General features: G+C 43.0%; 19 protein-coding genes and 1 tRNA gene. 4 read left to right on the forward strand and 16 right to left on the reverse strand.

What is annotated here, in order from left to right:
- Positions 1-31 precede the first annotated feature (31 nt).
- The 7 genes from rplK to NWP21_RS06690 form a co-directional block, all read right to left on the reverse strand.
- Entirely contained in the window at positions 32-457 is a 426-nt protein-coding gene (gene rplK / locus NWP21_RS06660) for a 50S ribosomal protein L11 (RefSeq protein ID WP_271731721.1), read from the reverse strand.
- A gap of 6 nt (positions 458-463) precedes the next feature.
- Positions 464-1,096: a transcription termination/antitermination protein NusG gene (gene nusG, locus NWP21_RS06665; RefSeq protein WP_271731722.1), complete on the reverse strand. Its 633-nt coding sequence runs from the start codon at positions 1,094-1,096 to the stop codon at positions 464-466.
- Complete coding sequence (gene secE, locus NWP21_RS06670) at positions 1,096-1,317, reverse strand: preprotein translocase subunit SecE (RefSeq protein WP_271731723.1); 222 nt, start codon at positions 1,315-1,317, stop codon at positions 1,096-1,098. The genes nusG and secE overlap by 1 nt, the downstream gene beginning before the upstream one ends.
- Positions 1,318-1,489: 172 nt before the next feature.
- Positions 1,490-1,562: transfer RNA gene (locus tag NWP21_RS06675), tRNA-Trp, on the reverse strand.
- A 144-nt stretch (positions 1,563-1,706) separates the two neighbouring features.
- Entirely contained in the window at positions 1,707-2,069 is a 363-nt protein-coding gene (gene rplS / locus NWP21_RS06680; protein ID WP_271731724.1) for a 50S ribosomal protein L19, read from the reverse strand.
- 95 nt (positions 2,070-2,164) lie between these two features.
- Positions 2,165-5,392 carry an efflux RND transporter permease subunit gene (locus NWP21_RS06685; protein WP_280792084.1) on the reverse strand — a complete coding sequence of 1,076 codons (3,228 nt, stop codon included), beginning with the start codon at positions 5,390-5,392 and terminating at the stop codon, positions 2,165-2,167.
- 99 nt (positions 5,393-5,491) lie between these two features.
- Entirely contained in the window at positions 5,492-6,844 is a 1,353-nt protein-coding gene (locus tag NWP21_RS06690; RefSeq protein WP_280792085.1) for an efflux RND transporter periplasmic adaptor subunit, read from the reverse strand.
- Positions 6,845-7,368: 524 nt separating this feature from the next.
- Here NWP21_RS06690 and NWP21_RS06695 point away from each other — a divergent pair.
- A complete protein-coding gene (locus NWP21_RS06695) occupies positions 7,369-7,917 on the forward strand; it encodes a phycobiliprotein lyase (RefSeq protein ID WP_271731728.1) in 549 nt (182 codons plus the stop codon).
- A gap of 101 nt (positions 7,918-8,018) precedes the next feature.
- Here NWP21_RS06695 and NWP21_RS06700 read toward each other — a convergent pair whose 3' ends face one another.
- Complete coding sequence (locus NWP21_RS06700; protein ID WP_280792086.1) at positions 8,019-9,737, reverse strand: diflavin flavoprotein; 1,719 nt, start codon at positions 9,735-9,737, stop codon at positions 8,019-8,021.
- Between the two features lie 47 nt (positions 9,738-9,784).
- Positions 9,785-11,500: a diflavin flavoprotein gene (locus NWP21_RS06705; RefSeq protein WP_280792087.1), complete on the reverse strand. Its 1,716-nt coding sequence runs from the start codon at positions 11,498-11,500 to the stop codon at positions 9,785-9,787.
- A 109-nt stretch (positions 11,501-11,609) separates the two neighbouring features.
- Here NWP21_RS06705 and NWP21_RS06710 point away from each other — a divergent pair, with 109 nt between their 5' ends.
- The gene (locus NWP21_RS06710; RefSeq protein ID WP_280792088.1) at positions 11,610-12,416 is read left to right on the forward strand and encodes a pantothenate kinase; all 807 of its coding nucleotides are present in this window, start codon (positions 11,610-11,612) and stop codon (positions 12,414-12,416) included.
- Positions 12,417-12,431: 15 nt separating this feature from the next.
- Here NWP21_RS06710 and NWP21_RS06715 read toward each other — a convergent pair whose 3' ends face one another.
- The 7 genes from NWP21_RS06715 to trmD form a co-directional block, all read right to left on the reverse strand.
- Positions 12,432-13,268: an alpha/beta hydrolase gene (locus NWP21_RS06715; RefSeq protein WP_280792089.1), complete on the reverse strand. Its 837-nt coding sequence runs from the start codon at positions 13,266-13,268 to the stop codon at positions 12,432-12,434.
- A gap of 37 nt (positions 13,269-13,305) precedes the next feature.
- Positions 13,306-13,797 (reverse strand): NUDIX hydrolase, encoded by a 492-nt coding sequence (locus tag NWP21_RS06720; protein WP_280792090.1) that lies wholly within the window; start codon positions 13,795-13,797, stop codon positions 13,306-13,308.
- 688 nt (positions 13,798-14,485) lie between these two features.
- On the reverse strand, positions 14,486-15,871 hold the full coding sequence (argH, locus tag NWP21_RS06725) for an argininosuccinate lyase (RefSeq protein ID WP_280792091.1): 1,386 nt from the start codon (positions 15,869-15,871) through the stop codon (positions 14,486-14,488).
- Positions 15,872-15,881: 10 nt separating this feature from the next.
- On the reverse strand, positions 15,882-16,658 hold the full coding sequence (gene larB / locus NWP21_RS06730) for a nickel pincer cofactor biosynthesis protein LarB (protein WP_271731737.1): 777 nt from the start codon (positions 16,656-16,658) through the stop codon (positions 15,882-15,884).
- A 28-nt stretch (positions 16,659-16,686) separates the two neighbouring features.
- On the reverse strand, positions 16,687-18,471 hold the full coding sequence (locus NWP21_RS06735; protein ID WP_280792092.1) for an ABC transporter substrate-binding protein: 1,785 nt from the start codon (positions 18,469-18,471) through the stop codon (positions 16,687-16,689).
- 36 nt (positions 18,472-18,507) lie between these two features.
- The gene (ispF, locus tag NWP21_RS06740; RefSeq protein WP_271731740.1) at positions 18,508-18,990 is read right to left on the reverse strand and encodes a 2-C-methyl-D-erythritol 2,4-cyclodiphosphate synthase; all 483 of its coding nucleotides are present in this window, start codon (positions 18,988-18,990) and stop codon (positions 18,508-18,510) included.
- 8 nt (positions 18,991-18,998) lie between these two features.
- The gene (gene trmD, locus NWP21_RS06745; RefSeq protein ID WP_280792093.1) at positions 18,999-19,739 is read right to left on the reverse strand and encodes a tRNA (guanosine(37)-N1)-methyltransferase TrmD; all 741 of its coding nucleotides are present in this window, start codon (positions 19,737-19,739) and stop codon (positions 18,999-19,001) included.
- A 643-nt stretch (positions 19,740-20,382) separates the two neighbouring features.
- Between trmD and NWP21_RS06750 the strand changes: the two genes are divergently transcribed.
- Positions 20,383-21,246 carry a cyanophycinase gene (locus NWP21_RS06750; protein WP_271731775.1) on the forward strand — a complete coding sequence of 288 codons (864 nt, stop codon included), beginning with the start codon at positions 20,383-20,385 and terminating at the stop codon, positions 21,244-21,246.
- A gap of 19 nt (positions 21,247-21,265) precedes the next feature.
- Positions 21,266-21,406, forward strand: coding sequence for a hypothetical protein (locus NWP21_RS06755; protein ID WP_280792094.1), 141 nt, complete (start codon positions 21,266-21,268; stop codon positions 21,404-21,406).
- The last annotated feature ends 36 nt before the right edge of the window (positions 21,407-21,442 follow it).

A 21,442-nucleotide genomic window follows, 5' to 3' on the forward strand; every position in this document is an offset into this window, starting at 1 on the left:
CTAAATCTCTCCCCCGATAAGTTTTTTTTATTTACTCGGCGATGGTCACGCCCATATTCTTCGCAGTACCTGCCACAATCTTCATCGCCGCTTCTATATCATTGGCGTTGAGATCAGGCAATTTCGTTTGAGCAATTTCTTGCAGTTGAGCTTTTGTAATTGACCCTACTTTCTTTTTGTTGGGTTCATTAGAGCCTCTTTCAATTTTCGCTGCCTTGCGAATCAGTACTGATGCTGGTGGTGTTTTGAGTACAAATGTAAAACTCCGGTCTTCAAACACCGAAATTTCTACAGGAATTACCATTCCAGCTTGGTCTGCTGTTTTGGCATTGTACTCCTTGCAGAACATCATAATGTTCACACCGTGTTGACCCAATGCGGGACCCACTGGTGGTGCTGGGTTGGCTTTTCCAGCATTCAGGGCCAGTTTAATGACCGCTACTACTTTCTTCGCCATTTCTGTTTAGCTCTGTTTTTCTACCTGATTAAATTCCAATTCTACTGGTGTATCTCGCCCAAAAATCGAGAGCAGGGCTTTTAATTTGCTACGCTCCGGACTGACTTCAATCACCTCACCTTCAAAGTCTTTAAAAGGACCTGAAAGCACGACTATCTTATCACCAGTGACCATGTCAATTTTAACAATCGGCTCCTGTTCACTAGTTTGTTTGAAGATCCTTTCTACTTCTGATGCACCTAAAGGTACTGGTTTCACGTGACCGCGGCTTCTGCTACCGCCACGCTTTTGTTCTGCTCCCACGAAATTAATTACATGGGAGGTATTTCGTACCACCTGCCAAGTGTCATCTTCCATTACCATTCGCACTAGCACATAACCAGGAAAAACCTTTTCCTCTGTTTGCTGACGACTACCATCCTTGCGGATTTTTACCGCTGGCGTGTGGGGAATTTCCACTTGGATAATTTTGTCAGATACATCAAAAGTGTGGATACGTTGCTCCAAATTTGTCTTGACGCGTTTTTCACAGCCTGAGGCTACTTGTACTGCATACCAACGTGCTTCATTAAGCGCCGTTTCTGCTGTTTCCTCAGAATGTAAAGCTGAGTTATATGGTTCGTCTGTTGCAGAAGTCATCAGAATACCTGTTGTGCGACCCAACCGAACAATCCATCCACCAAGTATATCAAAGATGCAGATAGTGTGACCATTAAGAGTACACCTGCTGATTCGCTCACTAGTTGCTTTCGACTTGGCCAAACCACTTTTTCCAGTTCTTCCTTCGTACCCTGAAAGAAGTTGGCTAAACTGAAGCCATTGGTGTTTCCTGGCATTTCTGCCTCATTTTTTTTGGCCACTGTCGTTTTACCCCCGTTTTGTCAATATAAGGTACACCCTGCTCATTTTCATTCCATCTTACTGGAAGCAAAAAAGCTGTAAATAAAAAATAATTACACCCGAAATAACTAGATCCATCTGCCATTTTAGCAGGAATGCTGTTTTTCCGGGGTGTGTTTTTTTCCTTTCAAGCGCGCCCTGGAGGACTTGAACCCCCGACATCAGGTTTTGGAGACCTGCGTTCTACCAACTGAACTAAGAGCGCACAAAGTGGCTTGGATTCAGTCATTGCGCTGAACCTTTTTTAGTATAGCGCATTTTCTCCATTATGTCACCTTTTTTTTGTCGGGGAAAATTAGCGGCGAATGCCGCTTGATTGTCGAATTTTCTGCCATACTTTAGCCGAAATCTACAAGGCACGGTCAAACCGTTGTTTGATTCTGGTAGCTTTGCCTACACGTTGACGTAAATAATAAAGTTTAGCACGGCGGACTTTACCTCGACGGATGATTTTAATGTTGTCGATGCGGGGAGAATGTAACAAAAATACCCGCTCTACACCAATACCTTGAAACACGCGGCGGACTGTAATAGTTTCGTTAATACCACCATTACGTTTAGCAATCACCACGCCTTCGTAGGGTTGTACGCGAAACTTTTGTCCTTCCTGAATCTTTACACCGACTTTTACAGTATCGCCCACATAGATGATGGGCAAATCCGACTTCAGTTGTTCCGCCTCAATGGAGCGGATAATTTCTTGAGCGTTCATAGTGTTTCTGCTTTAAAAACTCACAATCACTAATCATAAAGCGATCATCCTCTTTCAGTCTACTTATTTAGAGCAAAATCTTGATTAATTCAACATCAGAACTTTTTCTTCCGTCCGCCCATATGGATAAAAATTGGCTTTCCGTGCCGCCAATTGCATAAATCTTCGGCAATACTGTAAAAACAAGGAATTATCAGCAGAGTGAGTAATGTAGCCAAAGACAGACCAGAAAACACAACCACACCCAATGGTTGAAGAAATTCTGAACCTTCACCGATTCCCATCGCCAAGGGAAACATCCCTAAAACCGTAGTAATAGTAGTCATTAATATTGGACGTAAGCGTTGAGGAGCAGCTTGTAAAATTGCTGTTTTCCTACCAACTTGATCTCTTTGGCGAATTTGGTTCGCTAGTTCTACCATGATGATGGCATTGTTAACAACAATACCCACCAATAATACCGCCCCGACTATGACAGTGGCACCAATGGCTGTATTGGTAATGTAAAGACCAAAAATGCCTCCAGCCAAAGCCAGAGGAATTGTTAACATAATTACCAGGGGGTCAATGAGTGAATTGTATTGCACTGCCATGACGACAAAAACGAGAAAACTAGCTAATCCACCTAATAGTTGCAGTGAGTTCTGTAGTTCCTGATTAGATGCAGCCGCAGAACTGGGTAAAATGCTCACACCGTCAGGTAAACTTATATCACCCAATATGCTATCTACCTGGGTAAAAGCATCACTGAGATTAGCGCCCTCAGTCAAATTACCGGCAATTATCACTACCTGACGCTGATTAATTCTCTGAATCTCCGCAGGAGCTTCGGCTTTAGTAATTGTAGCTATATCCATCAGTCGCACCTGACGGTTATTATTCACGAACAAAGGTAATCTTTCCAATTGAGACACCTCTTGGATGGATGCTTCATTTAACTGTACCCTCACATCCACTAAACGGTTACCGCGTTGGAGTCGGGTAGGAACACTACCGGAAATAGCCGTCTGAATTGTATCGCCAATCTTGATAGTGGTTAAGCCCAAGTTTGCAACTCTTTCCCAGTCAGGAAGAATTTGCAGTTCTGGTTGACGGTCATCGATTTCGGGACGAAATCTCACTAAAGTAGCTTGCTGTTCTAGAGCAGCTAGTACCTCTGCACCAGCTTGTTCGAGTTTCTGTGTATCGTTACCCTGAAGAATAACATCAATATCAGCACCACGTGCTGGAGAATTACTGAGAATTAAGCCCCGCACCTGACCAGGGGAAAGGCGGAGGCGAATTCCTACTAAGTTGAGCTGGTTAATTTTTTGGGTAACTCTTTCTATGTAGGCTTCAGCATTACTACCCGGTTTGAGGGTAATAGTGCTATTACCTCTGAGGGGATTAGCATTGACATTTGTGCCGAAAAGCGCACCACCAGCGGTAGAGAAGACATATTCAGTTTCCGGTTGCTGGAGGAGAATTTCATCCACCATAGCCATAACCTTGCGGTTGGTTTCTAGAGTCGTACCAGATGGAAACTGAGCATTTAATCTGACTTGTCCTGTACTAATGCGCGGGAGGATTTCTTGGGGAATTTGCGGAGCCATCCACAAACTAGCACCCCCAAAAACTACAATAGCGATCGCAACTGTTAAAAATCGCCAGCGCAACACTTCAGACAAAAATCGCCTGTATGCATTTGTCGCTGCATAAAAGCGGCGGTTAAATGCTTGTAGTAACCAAAACTTACTCAACCCACTAGAAAATCGCCATGCCAAAGTCCGTGACGTGAGCATAGGTATAATAGTTACCGCAATCAAAATGGAAGCCGCCACAGAAAAGCTGATAGTGAGAATTAACTCATTGAATAGTAGTGATATAAAGCCGCCAATAAGCAAAAACGGCATCACCGCCACTAAGTTTGTACTGGTAGAAGCAATTAAAGCCGACTCTACTTCCTGACTACTGTGTTGAGCTTGTTGAATAAGTTCATGGGAATTCAGGCGGGTTTTACTATCCTTACCGGGAGTCATACCTGCACCCTGAGCAATATTCTCCAACATGACAATGGAGTTATCCACCACAATTCCCACCCCCAAAGCTAAACCACCCAAACTAAAAACGTTGAGGGATAACCCAAATATTCCCATTAAGATAATGGCGGCTAAACTCGCTAAAGGAATAGCAATGACAATAATAAAAGTTTGTCGCAGGGAACCCAAAAATAGCAAAACTGCGACAGCAGCTAGCGCCGTACCCATCAACCCGGCCGTAACGACATTAGAAATGGAATTGCGGATAAACTTTGACTCATCCAAGGTAGATGTGAGTATTGTCCCTTCAGGAAATACACCCGATGCTTTGAGTTGTTCTAAACGTTTTGTGACAGCATCAACAACATTAACAGTATTAGCATCCGGTTGTTTTTGAATACTAAGTTTAACAGCTGGTTCCCCATTCAGTAAAACGTAGATGCGTTGCTGTTCAGAACCATCAATAACTTGAGCAAAATCTCGCAAATAAACACGACGCTCAGATAAGAGCGTCTGACTATTATCATCTGGTACCGAACGGACTTCAAAAGACAAATTTCTAATTTCATCAGCATTTTGAAACCGCCCCACAGTCCGAGTCAATGGCTCAGAATTGGACCCTAAAAGCCGACCCCCAGCAACATCTTGATTGCGGTTTCTTAGTTCATCCAGGACATCTGTCAAACCCACACCCAAAGCTTGTAACCGGTCTAAATCAAGATTGACTCTGACTTCTTCTTTCACTCCTCCCGATACCTCTACCCCCGCCACTCCGGGGACGACACCGAGTTCACGCGCTAGTTCTTCCTCGGCAAAAACCCGCAAATCTAGGCTTTGTAGAGAGGGTGAGGTTAACGCAAACTCATAAACTGGTAACTGGGAAGGATCGAATTTGAATAAACGCGGTGTTTCAATGCTCTCTGGTAATCTCCCTCTAGCTCTATTTAAGGAGGCTGTAGCATCGTTTAGGGCTTGATCAATATTGCCCCCTGGTTGAAAATACAGGTCTAAACTTACCCTTCCTTCCCGAGTTTGAGAAAAAATCTGGAATACACCTTCCGTCGCCGACAAGGCTGATTCTAACGGTCTTGTAATTTCATCAATTGCTACCTCTGGAGAGATTCCCGGTGCTTCTATTCTCACACCAATTCGGGGATAGGTAATTGATGGTAGTAAATCTACGGGTAATTTTATAATAAAGAATACTCCTAATACGAACACAGCTAGAGCTAACATCAGTGTGGCAATGTGTCGCCGGATAGAAATACTACTGATGCTAAATCCGCCTTTCTGTATTTCTTGCATCTATTGCTCATCTCCGATAAAAGAAGCTTCATCAATTCCTAGTGCAAAATTTCCGATTATATCTGTGTATGTATTATTGCTTAATTTTGCGTCACAATTTTACTTAGCTGTTTCTGACAAAACTGAAAGAACTACAGCTTGGCCATCTTTTAAAGGCCGAGCAGCTCGAACAACATAGGCATCACCTGGTTGCAAGCCAGATATAATTTCTACTTTACCATCGGCTTTGTTACCTAAAGTAACAGCACGGGCTGTTACCTTGGTTTTACCTTCTGTTTCTGTAATTATAAATACTTGACTGTTGCTCTGGTCTGAGTTTTCTTGAATAGCTGATTGAGACACCACTACTCGCTGTGATGACTGGGGTTCAAATTTGACTCTTGCTAAGAGTCCACTACCAATTTTGTTGTCGTTATTCGGAATCACTACCTCTACTGGTATCAAGCGAGCTGTTGTATCAGCGGCTGGAGAGACCCGTGTGACTCTACCTATGAGGGTGGTATTGGGGAAAGCATCTAAACTGACTTGTGCTGACTGTCCTACTTCAATTTGAAATAGTTCTAATTCGGAAACTTGGACTATGATTTTTACACGGCTAAAGTCAGCTATCTGTACAACTTCATTACCTGGTTGGAGAAGATTACCTGGTTCTGTGACTCTTTGTGTAATCACACCGGTGATGGGGGAGATTAAGCGAGAGTAGGATCTACGTTCCTGAAATTGAGCGACTACGGCTTGTTGCGCAGTTACTCTACCTTGGGCTGTGGTGACGGCTTGCTGTTCTGTACGTACCCGCTCTTCCGATGCTCTTAATAACTGGGCTGCGGTGAGAGATCTGGTGCGTGATTGTTCCGCAGTTTGTTCGGAGATCGCCCCCGCTTGAAAGAGTTCCTGTTGTCGTTGGGAGTCAGCCTCAGCTTGTGATAATTCTAACCGCATTCTTTCAACTTCGGCTCGGACATTACTTACTTGAGTTTCTGCCTTGGTTACTTCTGATTTTAGGGACGCTAGTTCCGCTTCTGCTTGTCTTAACGCTATTAATAGCAAGGTATCATCTAAGAGTCCCACCTTAGCGCCTTTTTCTACTCGATCGCCTACGTCTAAGTTCAAAGCCAATAGTCTTCCTTCTACTTGCGATCGCAATGATACTGTCTGAAATGGTGTGGTATTCCCTGTGTAAGTTGGTTGAACCCTTAATGAATCAGTACGGGCGATCGCTACATCTACAGGTGTAGGATTGTTACTGCTTTGTCTTTCACGACGTTGCTGAGATTGAGCGTGAGCAGATTCTTTGGGTACCTCCCCACAACCAGCCGTTAATAATCCCACACCTAGTAGTAATGCAACCCAGAAGGGAGCAGGAAGAGAAGGTTTTGACAATTGGGGATGAATTAATTGGTTTAAGGAGCCGTTATAGGTGGGTTTAAAACAGATTTTTACCGCCAAAATCATGATATTTGCTCAATAAAGACAGTTTTTTGTGGAAATGGACTGTATATTTATACTAACTCATGCATATTTGCATGAATCTATACGGCGACTCTGACAGTTTATTTAGTTTTATTTTTTACTTATGGGTTACGCCACACTGCGCTATCGCAGTTAATAAAGTATTTACCATTATCTTGCCAGTACAAGCGTAAATATTTTTTTGTACTTGGTAATCTGATATTTACAGTATAGAGTGTTACTGCATTACTGATGATTCTTTCCGGGTTTTTCCATCTCAAATCGCCAATTATAGCTGAGATTAACCTCTCCTATTAGGACTTTTAGGAATTTTTAGTGCTGATTCTAACCTAGAAAACTATGAAACTTATTTTACACAAACATACATTTTTTAGCAAATTAACTAATATTTCTGAATATATATTAATTTTCTTAACGAAATATTGCCTTTTGTACTCTTATAATATAAACGACATAAGTTTTTGCGATAGCTTGCGTCGCGTAGCCATAGGCGAGGATAATTAACAGTGACATCACCCCTCAAACTTGCACAAACCGCTGACGAGTACCAGATTGCAGAGTTTTTTCGAGAATCAGTTGGTCAGTGGCGCTCTGAAAGACGCTACTATACCTTACCGGAAGGTAAAACCAAGGAAATACAAAGTTTAATCACCATCCGGTTTTTAGAATCAGGATGTGATGAATTACAAAACCTGGGTCATATCCACAATTTAGCGGGTTCGGTGAGTTTAATTTGTGGCGCTCAAGTTACCTGGGAAACTACAGATGTCCTCAGATCCGAAAAAGAATCTCAAGGTTCCACATTATTTGGAGTTTTGGGAAATACCTTGTATCGCAATCGCGGTTTTGCTACAGTCAAACCAATCACAGCTCAATATTACTTCTCCAACCCGAAAACACTCAGTTTGAGAACTGAGTACAACGGGTCAGTGTTTGAAGAGGAGTTAAAACTAGTGGGTAGTAAATACCGCACCAGACAGACAATCATTTCCCGTGCTGGAGAGGAATTGATGATTGGTCAATATTTGGAAAAGAGAATGGACGGTTTACTCTAGGATGGTAAGTGGGGATCATAGAGTAAGCCATACATCTGGCCTGTCTATGGCAAAGAATCACAAAGTCACCCTTTGATAGTGATAGCGTGGCGTAGCCATAGCTAATAATGACTTCCGGTTTTGCGTTGATGCACAGCGGTGACACCATCTTTATTTAAGACCTTGCCATTATCTACCGTGGCATAAACCAGCCAATGGTCACCTGATTCTAATCGACTTTGTACGGAGCATTCCAAATATGCTAAGGATTCAGTGAGAATGGGAGAACCACTTTCAGACTCGTCAGATGGAACACCAGCAAATCGGTTCTGTCCGGGAGCAAAAGGTTTGAGAAAGTGTTTCATCAAACCTATATGCTTACCCTCCGGGAGGATATTAAGGACAAATTTATTACCTGAGTGCATCAACGTTTCTAACGCTCGGTCTTTAGCCACGGCGACGGTTAAACCAGGAGGATTAAAACTAGCTTGAGAAACCCAGGAGGCTAACATGGCGCTGGATATATCGCCTTCCTTGGCTGTCACAATACAAAGAGAACCCACAATCCTGCCAACTGCTTGTTCTACATTTGTGGCTGGTTGGGTGGGAACACGCACCTTTTTAGCCTTTTTCAGTCCTTGAGCAAAGTCAGTACCGGCCTGTTCGCATAATTGTAATGTAGTATCATCGGGTTTAAACTTCACCCGGATAGTATCAAAACCAAACCGAAATCCAGCGTCTTTGAGTTTATTTTCAATTAAATCAACCGCTTCACCACTCCAGCCAAAGGAACCAAAAACCCCGGATAGTTTATCATTAGTAGCCGTAGAAAGGACAATTCCTAAAGCTGTTTGCACCGGAGTAGGTGCATGACCGCCAAGGGTAGGTGAACCGATGACAAAACCAGCAGACTTTTCCACCGCCAGCCGAATTTCTTCTGGTTCTGTAAATTCACAGTTAATGGATTCTACCCCCACGCCAGCCTTAGTAATACCACGAGCGATCGCCTGGGCCAAGGTGGCGGTATTACCATAGGCTGATGCATAAATCAGTGCCACTGTCAAGTCGGATGAGGCTTGTTGTTGAATCCATTGGCGATAGGCTTTAGTCAGTTCGATTAAGCCATAACGCACTATGGGTCCATGTCCAGGAGCATACATTCTGATGGGTACATCAGCAAGTTTATCTAATGCTGTTTCTACTTGCCGAGGGTGAGGAGCCATCAGACAATCAAAGTAATAGCGTCGGTCTTCGTTGATTGCTTCCCAGCCCTCATCAAATACCTGATCGCCACAAATATGCGCCCCAAATAGCTTATCTGAGTATAGGATTTCTGTTTGTGGGTCGTAGGTGCAAAGCTGATCTGCATAACGTGGGTTAGGAGTGGGAATGAATTGTAAATCATGACCTTTACCCAAGTTGAGGGTTTCATCCCCCCGCATAACTTTAATTGGTAAATCTTGATTATCTAAAGTACTGCGTAAATTTTTAGCCCCAGGATTAGAACAGACAAAGGTGATCTGGGGTGCAACTTCCCATAATGCCTTGAGAGTAGAAGCGCGGTTAGGATTGATATGACCGAGTATGACATAATCAACAGTTTTTAAATCAACCCTTCGCCGTAAATCTTCTAAGTAAATTTGCGTAAATGTTTCCCCTGGAGGGTCAATCACAGCAATTTTTTGCCCCTGAATTATATAAGAATTGGCAGTTGTTCCTTTAGCAAGAGCATATTCAATTTCAAATCTCAGTCTTGACCAACTGCGCGATCGCAGTATTGTAGTATCTGTCCCAATGGGAAGGGCTTGAACGTCACGGGGTTTGTCTACAGAGAAAGTCATAGCTTTAAAACTCGTTTTTAACGGATCACCAGTCATCAATCATCTTTTTAGTAATGGTTACCGACTTTCCGATGATGGACAGCCGTTAATGCTTCTGGTTTGGATACTCTTCCTTCGTAGATGTGGCTATATACCGCCCAGTGGTCACCGCAGTCCATCCTACTCACAACTTCACACTCCATGTAGGCTAAAGCGTCGGCGAGGATGGGTGCGCCGTTTTGGGCTGGCTGAGTTCTCACACCTGCAAAGCGGTCAGCACCTGGGGCGAACCGTTTTAAGAAGTGCCTCATGAGTTTTTGGTAATTACCTTCCTCTAAGACATTGAGGACAAAGCGATCGCCTACTTGCATAAGTGATTCAATCGCCCGGTCTTTAGCGACTGCAATGGATAATCCCAGGGGTTTGAAACTGGCTTGCGCAACCCAGGAAGCTAACATGGCGCTGGATATGTTGCCTTTTTTGGCAGTAATTATATATAGTCCGCCACTGATTCTACCTAGTGCTTTATCTAGGTCTGTATCCAGGGATTTCATAGCTTTGATGCTGCGATCGCGTGTTACCCACTGTCCCAAGTCTGTACCCGCCTCTTCACACAGTTGGTAAGTGTTTTCGGTGGGGGTATCCTTAATGCGAATTGGCGGGAAAACTGTTGTTAATCCCAAGTTACGGAATTTATTTAGTAAAGGATCTACAGGTTCATCGTCTCCGCCGCCGGTTTCAAATATGCCTATGGCTTGTTTTTCTTTCGCAGATCCTAAAATGGTGCTGAGTGCCGCTTGGATATTGGTATTGCTTCCCGCGTTTGGTGTACCCACTACTATTCCTGTACACCGACCGACTAATTCCCTGAGTTCCTGTAAGTCTACCCCTGACCCCAAATCTACGACTTCCACCGCCACATCGGTTTTACTAATACCCTTGGTAATGGCTTGGACAAGGCGATCGCCGTAACCATATTCAGAAACGTAAAATATCCCCACCGCTGTTTCCGCCTTGCTTTGGTTTTGGCTCCAAGTACGGTAGCGCCCTATGAGTTCATCCACATTGTGAGATAATAACGGCCCGTGACCAGTGGCAATCATATCAATGGTTTTTAGTTCCGCCATGCGTTTGAGGGCAGATAGTACTGAGCGCGCATTAGGTCCCATTAAGCATTCGTAGTAATATTTAAAATCTGCTTCAATGGCTGCTAAATTGTCGTCAAAGGTGCTATCTGAGCAATAATGCAGCCCAAAAGCATCACAGGTGTAGAGAACTTTGGTTTTGTGATCGAAGCTAAATATGGTATCCGGCCAGTGTAAGTTGGGGGCAATGACAAATTCTAATTCATGACCATTGCCTAAATCTAAGCGATCGCCATTTTTGACAATTTGGCGTTTAAATGGTTGATGTACTAAGTTTTCTAGAAACTGGATTGCTACCTTAGAAGCCACAACGGTAATTTCTGGAGCCATTTGCAACAAATCTTTCACTAAGCCGCTATGATCTGGTTCGGTGTGGCTGACAATTAGATAATTAATTTCTGTGGGATTGATTAATCCCGTGAGTATATCAAAATATAACTGGCGAAACTTTTGGTGAGAAGTGTCAACTAAGGCAGTCTGCTCACCTCGGATGAGAAACGAGTTATAAGTGGTACCGTTTTGCAGACCAAACTCAATATCGAAGCGATCGCGGTCCCAGTCTAAAGAGCGGATTGCTATGGTTTCTTGAGCAATTGCCACAGTTTCTACAGTGAGACGTTTTTGAGTTGTTGATACCATAATTGTCCTCCTTGACGCAATGAGTATTTTTCCCCTATTTGTATTGTGACACGCCTTGATTGTTCAGCTTGATTGAAAAAACTATGACAGAGTTAAAAAAATTAAAAGTGTGAAACCACAGAATCTTTGGTTAGCTTTGGAAATTGGCAATTCCCGCCTACACTGGGGAATGTTCGCAGGTGAAACTCTGACCCACACCTGGGACACTGACCATATTTCGGAGTCTACAATACAAAAACTAGCTCAATGTCAAACACTGGATGATGTCCCACCAGAAATTTTGCCTGGCCATGTCAGGAATAGGCAAATAGCCCCAGAGAGAACTCCCCATCCTCCCATATTCTTAGCCTCTGTCGTCCCCGATCAAACCGCAATTTGGCAAAATCACCCTCATGTGCGTGTGATCACCTTAGAGCAAATTCCTCTTTTAAATATGTATCCCACTTTGGGAATTGACCGGGCGCTGGCGTTGTGGGGGGCGGGAAAAAAATTTGGGTTCCCCATACTAGTAATTGACGCTGGAACCGCACTAACTTTTACGGGTGCGGATGCTCATGAGTCTTTGCTAGGAGGCGCAATTCTACCAGGACTGGCTTTACAGTTTACTACTTTAAGGCAAAAAACTGCACAATTACCAGAGATAGAAATAGAAATTATCTATTTACCTCCAAGGTTTGCCTTGAATACACCAGAGGCGATTCAAAGTGGGATTATTTACACTTTACTAGCTGGGATTCAAGATTTTTGCGTGTCCTGGTGGCAGCTATTTCCTGAGGCTAAAATAGTCATCAAAGGAGGCGATAGACTTTTATTATTAAAATATCTGCAATTTAAATTTCCCAATATTGCAGCGCGTTTAATTGTCGAAGCAAATTTAATTTTTTTGGGAATGCGAGAAATAGTCAGATTCTTTTAATTAGGCTTTACCGAATTAGTAGTAAAAGTTGGAATTGTTGGAATTAGTCTCGATAAAGTTATGAATATATTGAATGACAATTCCGCTACAAGAACCAGGCAAATCATTTCCTGCATGAGCAATTATTTTCAACTCTACTTGAGGCAGCAGGCGAGTGTAGGTTTGAGTTTTAACTACTGCATCTAGAGAATCTTGACCACCTTGTAAAATGAGCACTGGAACTTTCATCAAGTGCAATCTTTTATCAACTAATTCTGCTTCAATTTCTGAATCTCGCCTTTGGAACAACATCTGACACGCTGCAGGATATTCTAACAAAGTCCGACGCCAACTCAAATTTTTGTCAATTTTTTCTTTCCACCCCGGAATTTTATTTAATCCCCGACAGAATTTTAATATCTTCAATAAGATTGGTGTACTTTTAACAAATTTTCGCATTTTCCGAAAATATCTTTCCTGCCCTTGTACAGCTACACCTTCTGGTGCTAGCAATACTAAACCATATACTTGATCTGGATACTTTAAAGCATAGCTAGCAGCAATCCAACCGCCAAGAGAATACCCTACCAAGTATACTTTTTCCAATCTCAGAGCTTGAACAAATTCGGCAATACACTCTACCTCTAAATCAATCGAGTAATGAACATTAGGGTTTTCTGACTCACAAAACCCCAATAAATCTGGTGCAAAGCAATGAAAATTATCAGATAGTGACTCAACTACTGATACCCATTGACTGCTATTGTTCCAAGCACCATGCAAGAAAATTATAGGAGTCCCTTGACCAGCTTCACGCCAAAACAAAAGCCCTTGAGTGAGTTGTCTCCGGGAGTTACGGAATAGTGTATGCACTTTAATCTAAGGTTAAATCTCTAATCAACAATACCTTTTATGCTAGTGTTGTCAAGCCGTTCAAATAATCTTCTAATTGGCGCGTGTGGTCATGAGACATTTTTCCTAGAGGTAAAGAATCAGGTTGAAAAGCTTCGATTTCCAAAGCTTCCAAAGTATCTTGAATCTCCATTTCTCCTTGAACTTCAGCTTCAACCAGAATACAAATTGAATGAATGCGAGGATCACGGTCAGGTGCTGAGTAAACTCCTACTAAACGAGTAATTTTTACCAACTCCAGTCCGGTTTCTTCTCTCAATTCTCGTTTGACTGTTTGAGGAATATCCTCTCCCCAATCCACCATACCCCCTGGTAACGCCCAGCAGCCGTCATCGCGCCTTTTAATCAGGACAATTCGACCATCTGGCAATATTGGGATGATACTAGCACCAGTAATAGGATGACGGAAAATCAGACCTAGTACCGTTTGTACTAAGCGCCATAAATTACTTCTCGACTGGACAAATGTTGCAAAAAAAAGCAATAACATTCAATCTTAAGTTATTTATTTAGTTTGAATGGCAGAAATTAGTTTTTTATCAAGACTTTGTACAGTATATCAATGTTCTTATTGATTGCCAAAAAACCTATATTAGTGTCTATTTATACATAGACTATGGAAATAATTGACTTTTTGGGTTAGCTATGACTTAAATACAACTTCATCCACAATAATCAACACCTTGGCACTGGAAAAGCAGTTCTCGGTAGTATTGACATAAATAAATGAAATACGATAGACTAGTATGCTGTTAAAACTATATAATGACTAATCTAGGCCAAAGATATATCAATGACATAAGTAGCTGATGTTCCTTATGTAATGCCTAGTTGGGATTTTTTGTTGTTTATTAAATGAGGTGAACATGGCCAAGCGCCGTAACCCGAAAAAAGAAAAGGCGCTACGTAACCAGGCGTATGCCAGAAAGTTTCGTAAACGGACTACTACAGGAAGAATGCAGAGAAGGTTCCAACAAAGACCTCCTAAGAGTGAGGAAGAAGAGGGCGCAGCCGCAACTGACGCTGAGTCCTAATTCTGTTGACATCTTTTAATTATTTGAGTTTTTGGATTTTCAGGGGGTACATATTATATGTACCCCCTGATTTGTTAATTGGCATTGCGCATTGGGAATAAGCTAGACTAGAAATATCTGCCCATTGCCCACGCTATACTTCTGTTATTCACCAATTTGAGTGCGGGCTGTAGTAATTGCCTGATTTACTTGTGTAAAACCTGTGCCACCGTGGCTATTGCGTGCTGCTACGACTTGACGGGGGGAGATTGCTTGATAAATATCTGTGGCAAATGCTGGATGGAGTTGTTGCCACTCTTCTAATGTTAAATCTTTTAAGAGTTTACCGGCGGCAATAGTGGTTTTCACCACCTGACCAACAAGGTTATAGGCTTCTCGGAAAGGAACACCCCTAGCCGCCAGATAATCTGCCACATCTGTAGCGTTAGAGAAGTCTTCGCTAACGGCTGCTGCTAAACGCTGTGGACAAAATTCCAACCCAGCTTGCAACAATATTGTCATGGCTTCTAGAGACGCTTTGATGGTGTTAACGCTGTCAAATAAACCTTCTTTATCTTCTTGCAGGTCTTTATTATATGCCAGGGGTAGGCCTTTCATAATTACTAGCATTGCTTGGAGATGACCAAATACCCTGCCAGTTTTTCCGCGCACCAATTCGGGTACATCGGGGTTTTTCTTTTGGGGCATAATGCTAGAACCAGTAGCACAGCTATCTTTGAGGGTGACAAAACCAAATTCTTGCGATGACCAGAGGATAATTTCCTCAGAAAGACGGCTGAGGTGAACCATGATTAAGCTGGCCGCACAGAGAAATTCAATCACAAAGTCGCGATCGCTAACTCCGTCCAAGCTATTATCATAAATTGTGTCAAAATGCAATAGTTTAGCTGTGTAATGTCTGTCAATAGGGAAAGTCGTCCCCGCCAATGCACCACAGCCGAGGGGGGAAATATTCACCCGGCGAGCAACATCTCCTAGGCGTTCCCAGTCGCGTTGTGCCATTTGGAAATACGCCAGGAGGTGATGAGCTAAACTCACGGGTTGGGCACGTTGAAGGTGCGTATATCCGGGAATCAAGGTTTCAACGTGATCTTCGGCTATATCTAGTAATACACGTTGAAATTCTCTTAGTTGTCTGCGGATTGCTTGAATCTGCTCCCGCAGATAAAGTCTAGTGTCGGTACCAACTTGATCATTACGCGATCGCGCCGTGTGCAGCTTTTTACCTATATCGCCGACAATTTCCGTTAGTCGGCGTTCCACAGCAAAATGCACATCCTCCGCATCAATACCCGGCTGAAATTTTCCTTGGCGGTATTCTTGGCGAATCTGTTCTAAACCAGCCACCAGTTGATCCCCCTCTACAGGGGAAATAATACCCGTGTGAGCCAGCATTTTAGCATGAGCTTGAGAACCAGTCAGGTCATATTCGATTAATTCGATATCGAAACCTATACTGGCATTAAAACGAGCGATGGCTGGATGTAATGCGGATTCAAATCTTTGACTCCACGTTTGTTCTTTCGTCATAGATAATCTTTTATTTTGAATTGATTTTCTCAGCTGTTCGCAAAATTTGCCCTGCGAGCACAGCAGCACCAAAACCATTATCAATATTCACCACCCCCACACCGGCCGCACAGGAGTTGAGCATTGTCAATAGTGGGGCTAAACCGCCAAAACTGGCACCATAACCAATGCTAGTAGGAACAGCAATCACTGGACAATCTGCTAAACCTGCCACAACACTAGGCAAAGCGCCCTCCATTCCCGCCACAACAATGAGAACTGATGAGGCTTGAATCAAATGGCGATTACTAAGTAAACGGTGAATTCCCGCCACACCCACATCCCAAAGACGCTGTACACGCAAACCAGAAAGTTCTGCTGTTACAGCCGCCTCTTCAGCCACCGGTAAGTCAGCAGTCCCGGCCGAAAGAATACTAATTAAACCGCCAATCTTTGGGTCAATGATGGGGGGACTAATGGCGCAAATTCTCGCCAATTCGTAATATCGTAAATCCCTAATCTTGGGTTGCAGTGCGGTATAAACTTCTGGTTCAATGCGGGTTGCCATCACTACCGGGTTACGGTGGCGCATCACCTGCATAATTTGTACAATCTGCTCTGGAGTCTTACCAGGTCCCCAAATGACTTCAGGGAAACCAGTTCTCAGTTGGCGATGATGATCAATTTTGGCAAACTCACCCACAGATTCATAGGACCAACTTTTTAGAGAGTCTAAGGCTATATCTGGGGTAACTTGACCATTAGCAACCGCTTCTAAGAGCGATCGCAAACTTTCGGGTTGATTCACGGTAATTTTCAATGAGGGAATAGGAAAATTAGGAGGTCATTTTGATTTCATAAATATTCCAGAATGCGCCACCTAAAGCTGAATACTGAATATTTTCAAATTTATTTCGCACTGCTGACAATGAGTAAGGATTAACCAAATAAATAAACGGTAAATATTCTTGGCTAATCTTCTGAGTTTCCGCATAAATTTCTTTACGTTTGGCTTCGTCTAATTCCCTGGCCGCTTGAATGTAAAGTTCAGCAATTCTCGCCTCCCAAGGAGACACCTCCCAGCCTTCTATTGGCTTTTGTCCCGCCTGGGGTTTTTGATTAAACATATGTAATCCCCCTTCAGGTGACCAGACATTAGCGCCATTATTGGGTTCTAGCCCACCAGTCAAACCTAGTAAAGAAGCATCCCAATCTAGAGTATTAGCTAGCTTATCTGTGTAAGTATTCCATGCCAAGGGTGTGAAATCAACCTGGATCCCAATTTTGCCTAAATCTTGTCTAATTTGTGCCCCCATTGCTTCGCGGATTCTGTTTCCTGCATTTGTTAGTAAGGTGAAACGAACCCGATTACCTTGGTAATCTAATAGTTGACCTTGGGTATTATATTTAAAACCAGCCTTTTTGAGCAATTCTTTGGCTTTTTCAGGATTGTAATCGTAGGTTTTTAGTCCCTGTTCCGGAGACATATAAAAAGGACTCTGGATGGTAATGGGTGAGTCTTGAGTTTGACCCAAGCCGCGGAAAGTATTATTAATCATGGTTTGGCGGTCAATAGCATAAGCTACTGCTTGCCGAAATTCAACTGTATTAAACCAACGAGACTTTATCGGGTCTACCAGAGGTTTACCATCTCTTCTACCTTTGTTGAGATTAAACACAACAAAGGAGGTTCCAGTCGCTGGACCGCCGTTATAGATGGTGAAATTACCCTGTTTTTCTTGCTTTTTGAGCAAAGAAAAGTAATCTGGTGTCACTCCCACAGCATCTAAACCACCAGAACGAAATTGCAGCATTGAAGTATCTGTAGATTCGACAATTGGCCATACTATCCGTTCAATATAAGGTTGAGATTTTCCTTGTGGGCCTTTACGCCAATAATAGGGGTTACGCTGGAAAATTACACGCTGACTTGTATCATAACGCTCTAATTTGTATGGGCCATTGACGATGATTTCATCGACAGGAGTATCAACGCCCCACTTGGAGAGAAATATAGGCTTACCTTCTCGGTCTTTTGTTGTGATGGATTTTTCCAAGACATGGGCGGGTAAAATTGGGATTCCTAATGTTCCCAAAAAGGGCGCAAATGGTTCTGGAGTAGTAAATTTAACCCGCCGGGTATCAATTTTTTCTACTTTAGGTAATGCGCGGCTGTCACCTACTCTGAGAATATCTCTAGTATCTGTGGGAATTTCTTCGTTGAGGTAGATGTCGTTATAAGTGAAAACAACATCGTCTACTGTTAGTGGTTGCCCATCTGACCATTTTAAACCCTCTCTGAGGGTAAAAATAAACCCTAATTTATCATCGGTAACTGACCATGATTCTGCTAACACTGGCTCAATTTCCCCTGTGATGGGATTCTGGGTAGTTAATCCCTCGTAAGTTAAACCGAAAATATTAGGAGATTCGGAACTCAGCGCATAATTAAAGGTTTTCGGATCACTGAGAATGCTGTTGATTAATTGCGGTAATTCTGCGGATTTAGTTGGGAATTTAGATGGGTTACAGGCTATAATTGTCATAGCTGTAAAAGCCACTAAACATATGAATAACCAAAAACCTTTTATTGGTTTAGATATTTTGTTACTGAATAACATAATTTATCGTTTAGTTTTATTAAATAAATTGACTAATCAGTTTTTAGCTGATAATAAAACTATTGCATAAGCACATATACCTTCTTCGCGACCAACGGGGCCTAATTTTTCATTAGTCGTGGCTTTGATGCCGATTTGATTGGGTACTAACTCTAAAACAGAGGCTAAATTAGCACGCATTTTTTCAATATGCGGCTTTAATTTGGGACGTTCTGCTACTACTACCGAGTCAATATTACCTATTTGCCAACCTTGTTCCTTGATGAGTTGATGTACTTGAGTTAATAGAACTACACTATCAGCCCCAGCCCATTGGGGATCAGTGGGAGGAAAATAATGACCAATATCCCCCAAGGATAAGGCCCCTAACATAGCATCCATGATGGCGTGAATGAGGACATCAGCGTCACTATGCCCTAATAAACCAAATTCGTGAGGAATTGGGATTCCTCCCAGAATTAAAGGGCGATCGCTGACTAATTTGTGGATATCGTAGCCGTTGCCAATGCGAATATTCATGGTTATGATTAGTTATTTGGTCGTGATGGGTCATTGGGGAATGTCTTTTCCCCCAATTGCTGCTTCTCCTGTTGCCATTTTTGCAGCAAATCGGGACGGCGATCAGCCGTTCTTTTGAGTTGTTGCTGATATCGCCATCGAGCTATTTCCGCATGATTTCCAGATAGTAAGACATCGGGAACTTTCCAACCGCGAAAATCAGCCGGGCGAGTGTACTGGGGGTAATCTAGCAATCCCTCCTCAAAACTTTCTGCCTTCAGGGACTCGACTTTACCTACAGTACCTGGTAAAAGCCTGACTACACCATTGAGCAATGCCATAGCCGGAATTTCTCCCCCGGTGAGAATAAAATCTCCTAAAGATACCTCCCGATTGACTAAATGGAGTACCCTCTCATCTACTCCTTCGTAATGGCCGCAGATGACTACTAGCTGGTCATAATTCGTAGCCAATTCCTTCAATAGGGGTTGATTCATGGTTTGACCCTGGGGGCTCATAAAAATAATCTCTCTGCGTGGTAGACTTGGCAACGATTCCACAGCAGCAAAGATTGGTTCTGGCTTCATCAGCATCCCTACGCCACCGCCATAGGGTTCATCGTCAGCCTTATGGTGCTTATCGGTGGTAAAATCCCTGGGGTTAAGCAGATTTACTTGAGCAATCCGTTTAGCTAAGGCTTTGGCTAGCAGACCGGAACTTAAAAGTGAGGTAAAACAGTCAGGAAAAAGTGTAACTATATCAAAGCGCACAGTAATTCGTATTGGAGAACACTAATCTTAAATTTGAATGTCTAGCAAACACAATCGCTCAATGTAGGATAGAACTACAGACAAGTTTAATCAAGAGGATTTTATGAACGATCTCAGAAAATCTCTTGATTTTAGTAGGATCAAAAGTTTTTCTAATTACTTAATTTGTGTTTAAATATTGTCACAAGTACATTTAAATTAATAATCTGAGCAAGTTAACAACTTCAGTGGCTGCATAGGCCCAGCCTCAAGAAAAGCGTGTTAAAACCTGATAGACCGCAATACCAGAGGGGAAAAGGACATTTCGTCAAAGGGGGGAAACCCACCGAACACAAGTGTCATCTCCAGTCTCCCCAGCATTATTTTGCCAGTCTGGAAAAAGTGTACAGGTGAACAACAAGGCACCGGCTTTGAGGAACAGTAAACAACACATGAATATTAAGGCTTATCCTAACGGAGACGCTACGGGAACATGTGGATCAGTCCAGAAGTTAAATCGGCAAGTTACCCCGATGCTAAGTTTAGGACAAGTTTCTCCCCCAAAAAGCGAAGTGCAATCGCTTCCTTGGTGTTAGCCATTCCCCTGAGTGTCCATAGCCATACCTTGTTCTATTCACCTGAAGTTGTTGACAGGAGAAACACAATGCCGCAATTAAAAGCTAAATCGCTGGAAATGAGGACACCCCAAGCAACTAAAACCGCCGTTCTGGTTATCGGAGGCGCAGAAGATAAAGTTCATGGACGCGATATCCTCAGAACTTTTTTTGGCCGTGCTGGTGCTAGTAAGGCCTATATTACAATTATTCCTTCGGCTTCTCGCGAACCAGCTATCATCGGTGGTAGATATATTCGCCTATTTGAAGAAATGGGTGCAGACAAAGTCGAGATTTTAGACATACGCGAACGCGAACAGTGTGAAACCAGCCTTGTCAAAGAGTCCTTGGAATCCTGTAGTGGTGTATTTCTCACTGGAGGCGACCAATTGCGTCTTTGTGGCGTACTCTCAGATACGCCAGCTATGGAAATTATCCGCCAACGGGTACGGGACGGACAACTGACACTGGCCGGTACTAGTGCTGGAGCCGCAGTGATGGGGCATCATATGATTGCTGGTGGTGGTAGTGGTGAAACTCCAAATCGTTCCCTGGTCGATATGGCAACGGGTTTGGGTTTTATTCCGGAGGTGATTGTTGACCAGCATTTTCACAATCGTAATCGCATGGGTCGGTTGATTAGTGCGATCGCCGCTCATCCCGACCGCCTAGGGATTGGAATTGATGAAGATACTTGTGCTGTATTTGAACGTGATGGTTGGCTACAAGTTGTCGGTAAAGGAAGTGTCACTATTGTCGATCCCACAGAAGTGAGCCACACCAACGAGCCTCATGTGGGCGCTAATGAACCTCTCACCGTGCATAATTTACGATTGCACATCCTCAGCTATGGCGATCGCTTTCACCTATATCAGCGGACTGTATTACCTGCTGTACACCGGATCGACCGCTAAAACAAGGGGGAGGAAAAATATGGCTTACGCCACGCTACCCCATGAAATTCCCAAAAAACTAGACTCCCCCAATGACCAAGTACCCTGTTTTGTTGCTAGCCCCGCTAACACTAACACAAAAACTGTTCACCATAAACAGTTTAGCGGTCAATTTCAGTAAGAAACTAGAATTTTGGTTCCGAATCTCCATCTACCT

Origin of the sequence: Anabaenopsis sp. FSS-46 (assembly GCF_029891665.1) — a bacterium.
Lineage (GTDB): Bacteria > Cyanobacteriota > Cyanobacteriia > Cyanobacteriales > Nostocaceae > Anabaenopsis > Anabaenopsis arnoldii.

Coding starts and splice junctions, on each gene's coding strand:
- rplS (WP_271731724.1), bottom strand. CDS start 2,069: ATGAACGCTCAAGAAATTATCCGCTCCATTGAGGCGGAACAACTGAAG.
- NWP21_RS06735 (WP_280792092.1), bottom strand. CDS start 18,471: ATGTTATTCAGTAACAAAATATCTAAACCAATAAAAGGTTTTTGGTTA.
- NWP21_RS06750 (WP_271731775.1), top strand. CDS start 20,383: ATGCCGCAATTAAAAGCTAAATCGCTGGAAATGAGGACACCCCAAGCA.
- NWP21_RS06755 (WP_280792094.1), top strand. CDS start 21,266: ATGGCTTACGCCACGCTACCCCATGAAATTCCCAAAAAACTAGACTCC.
- nusG (WP_271731722.1), bottom strand. CDS start 1,096: ATGACTTCTGCAACAGACGAACCATATAACTCAGCTTTACATTCTGAG.
- rplK (WP_271731721.1), bottom strand. CDS start 457: ATGGCGAAGAAAGTAGTAGCGGTCATTAAACTGGCCCTGAATGCTGGA.
- NWP21_RS06705 (WP_280792087.1), bottom strand. CDS start 11,500: ATGGTATCAACAACTCAAAAACGTCTCACTGTAGAAACTGTGGCAATT.
- NWP21_RS06700 (WP_280792086.1), bottom strand. CDS start 9,737: ATGACTTTCTCTGTAGACAAACCCCGTGACGTTCAAGCCCTTCCCATT.
- NWP21_RS06685 (WP_280792084.1), bottom strand. CDS start 5,392: ATGCAAGAAATACAGAAAGGCGGATTTAGCATCAGTAGTATTTCTATC.
- ispF (WP_271731740.1), bottom strand. CDS start 18,990: ATGAATATTCGCATTGGCAACGGCTACGATATCCACAAATTAGTCAGC.
- argH (WP_280792091.1), bottom strand. CDS start 15,871: ATGACGAAAGAACAAACGTGGAGTCAAAGATTTGAATCCGCATTACAT.
- NWP21_RS06690 (WP_280792085.1), bottom strand. CDS start 6,844: ATGATTTTGGCGGTAAAAATCTGTTTTAAACCCACCTATAACGGCTCC.
- NWP21_RS06720 (WP_280792090.1), bottom strand. CDS start 13,797: ATGTTATTGCTTTTTTTTGCAACATTTGTCCAGTCGAGAAGTAATTTA.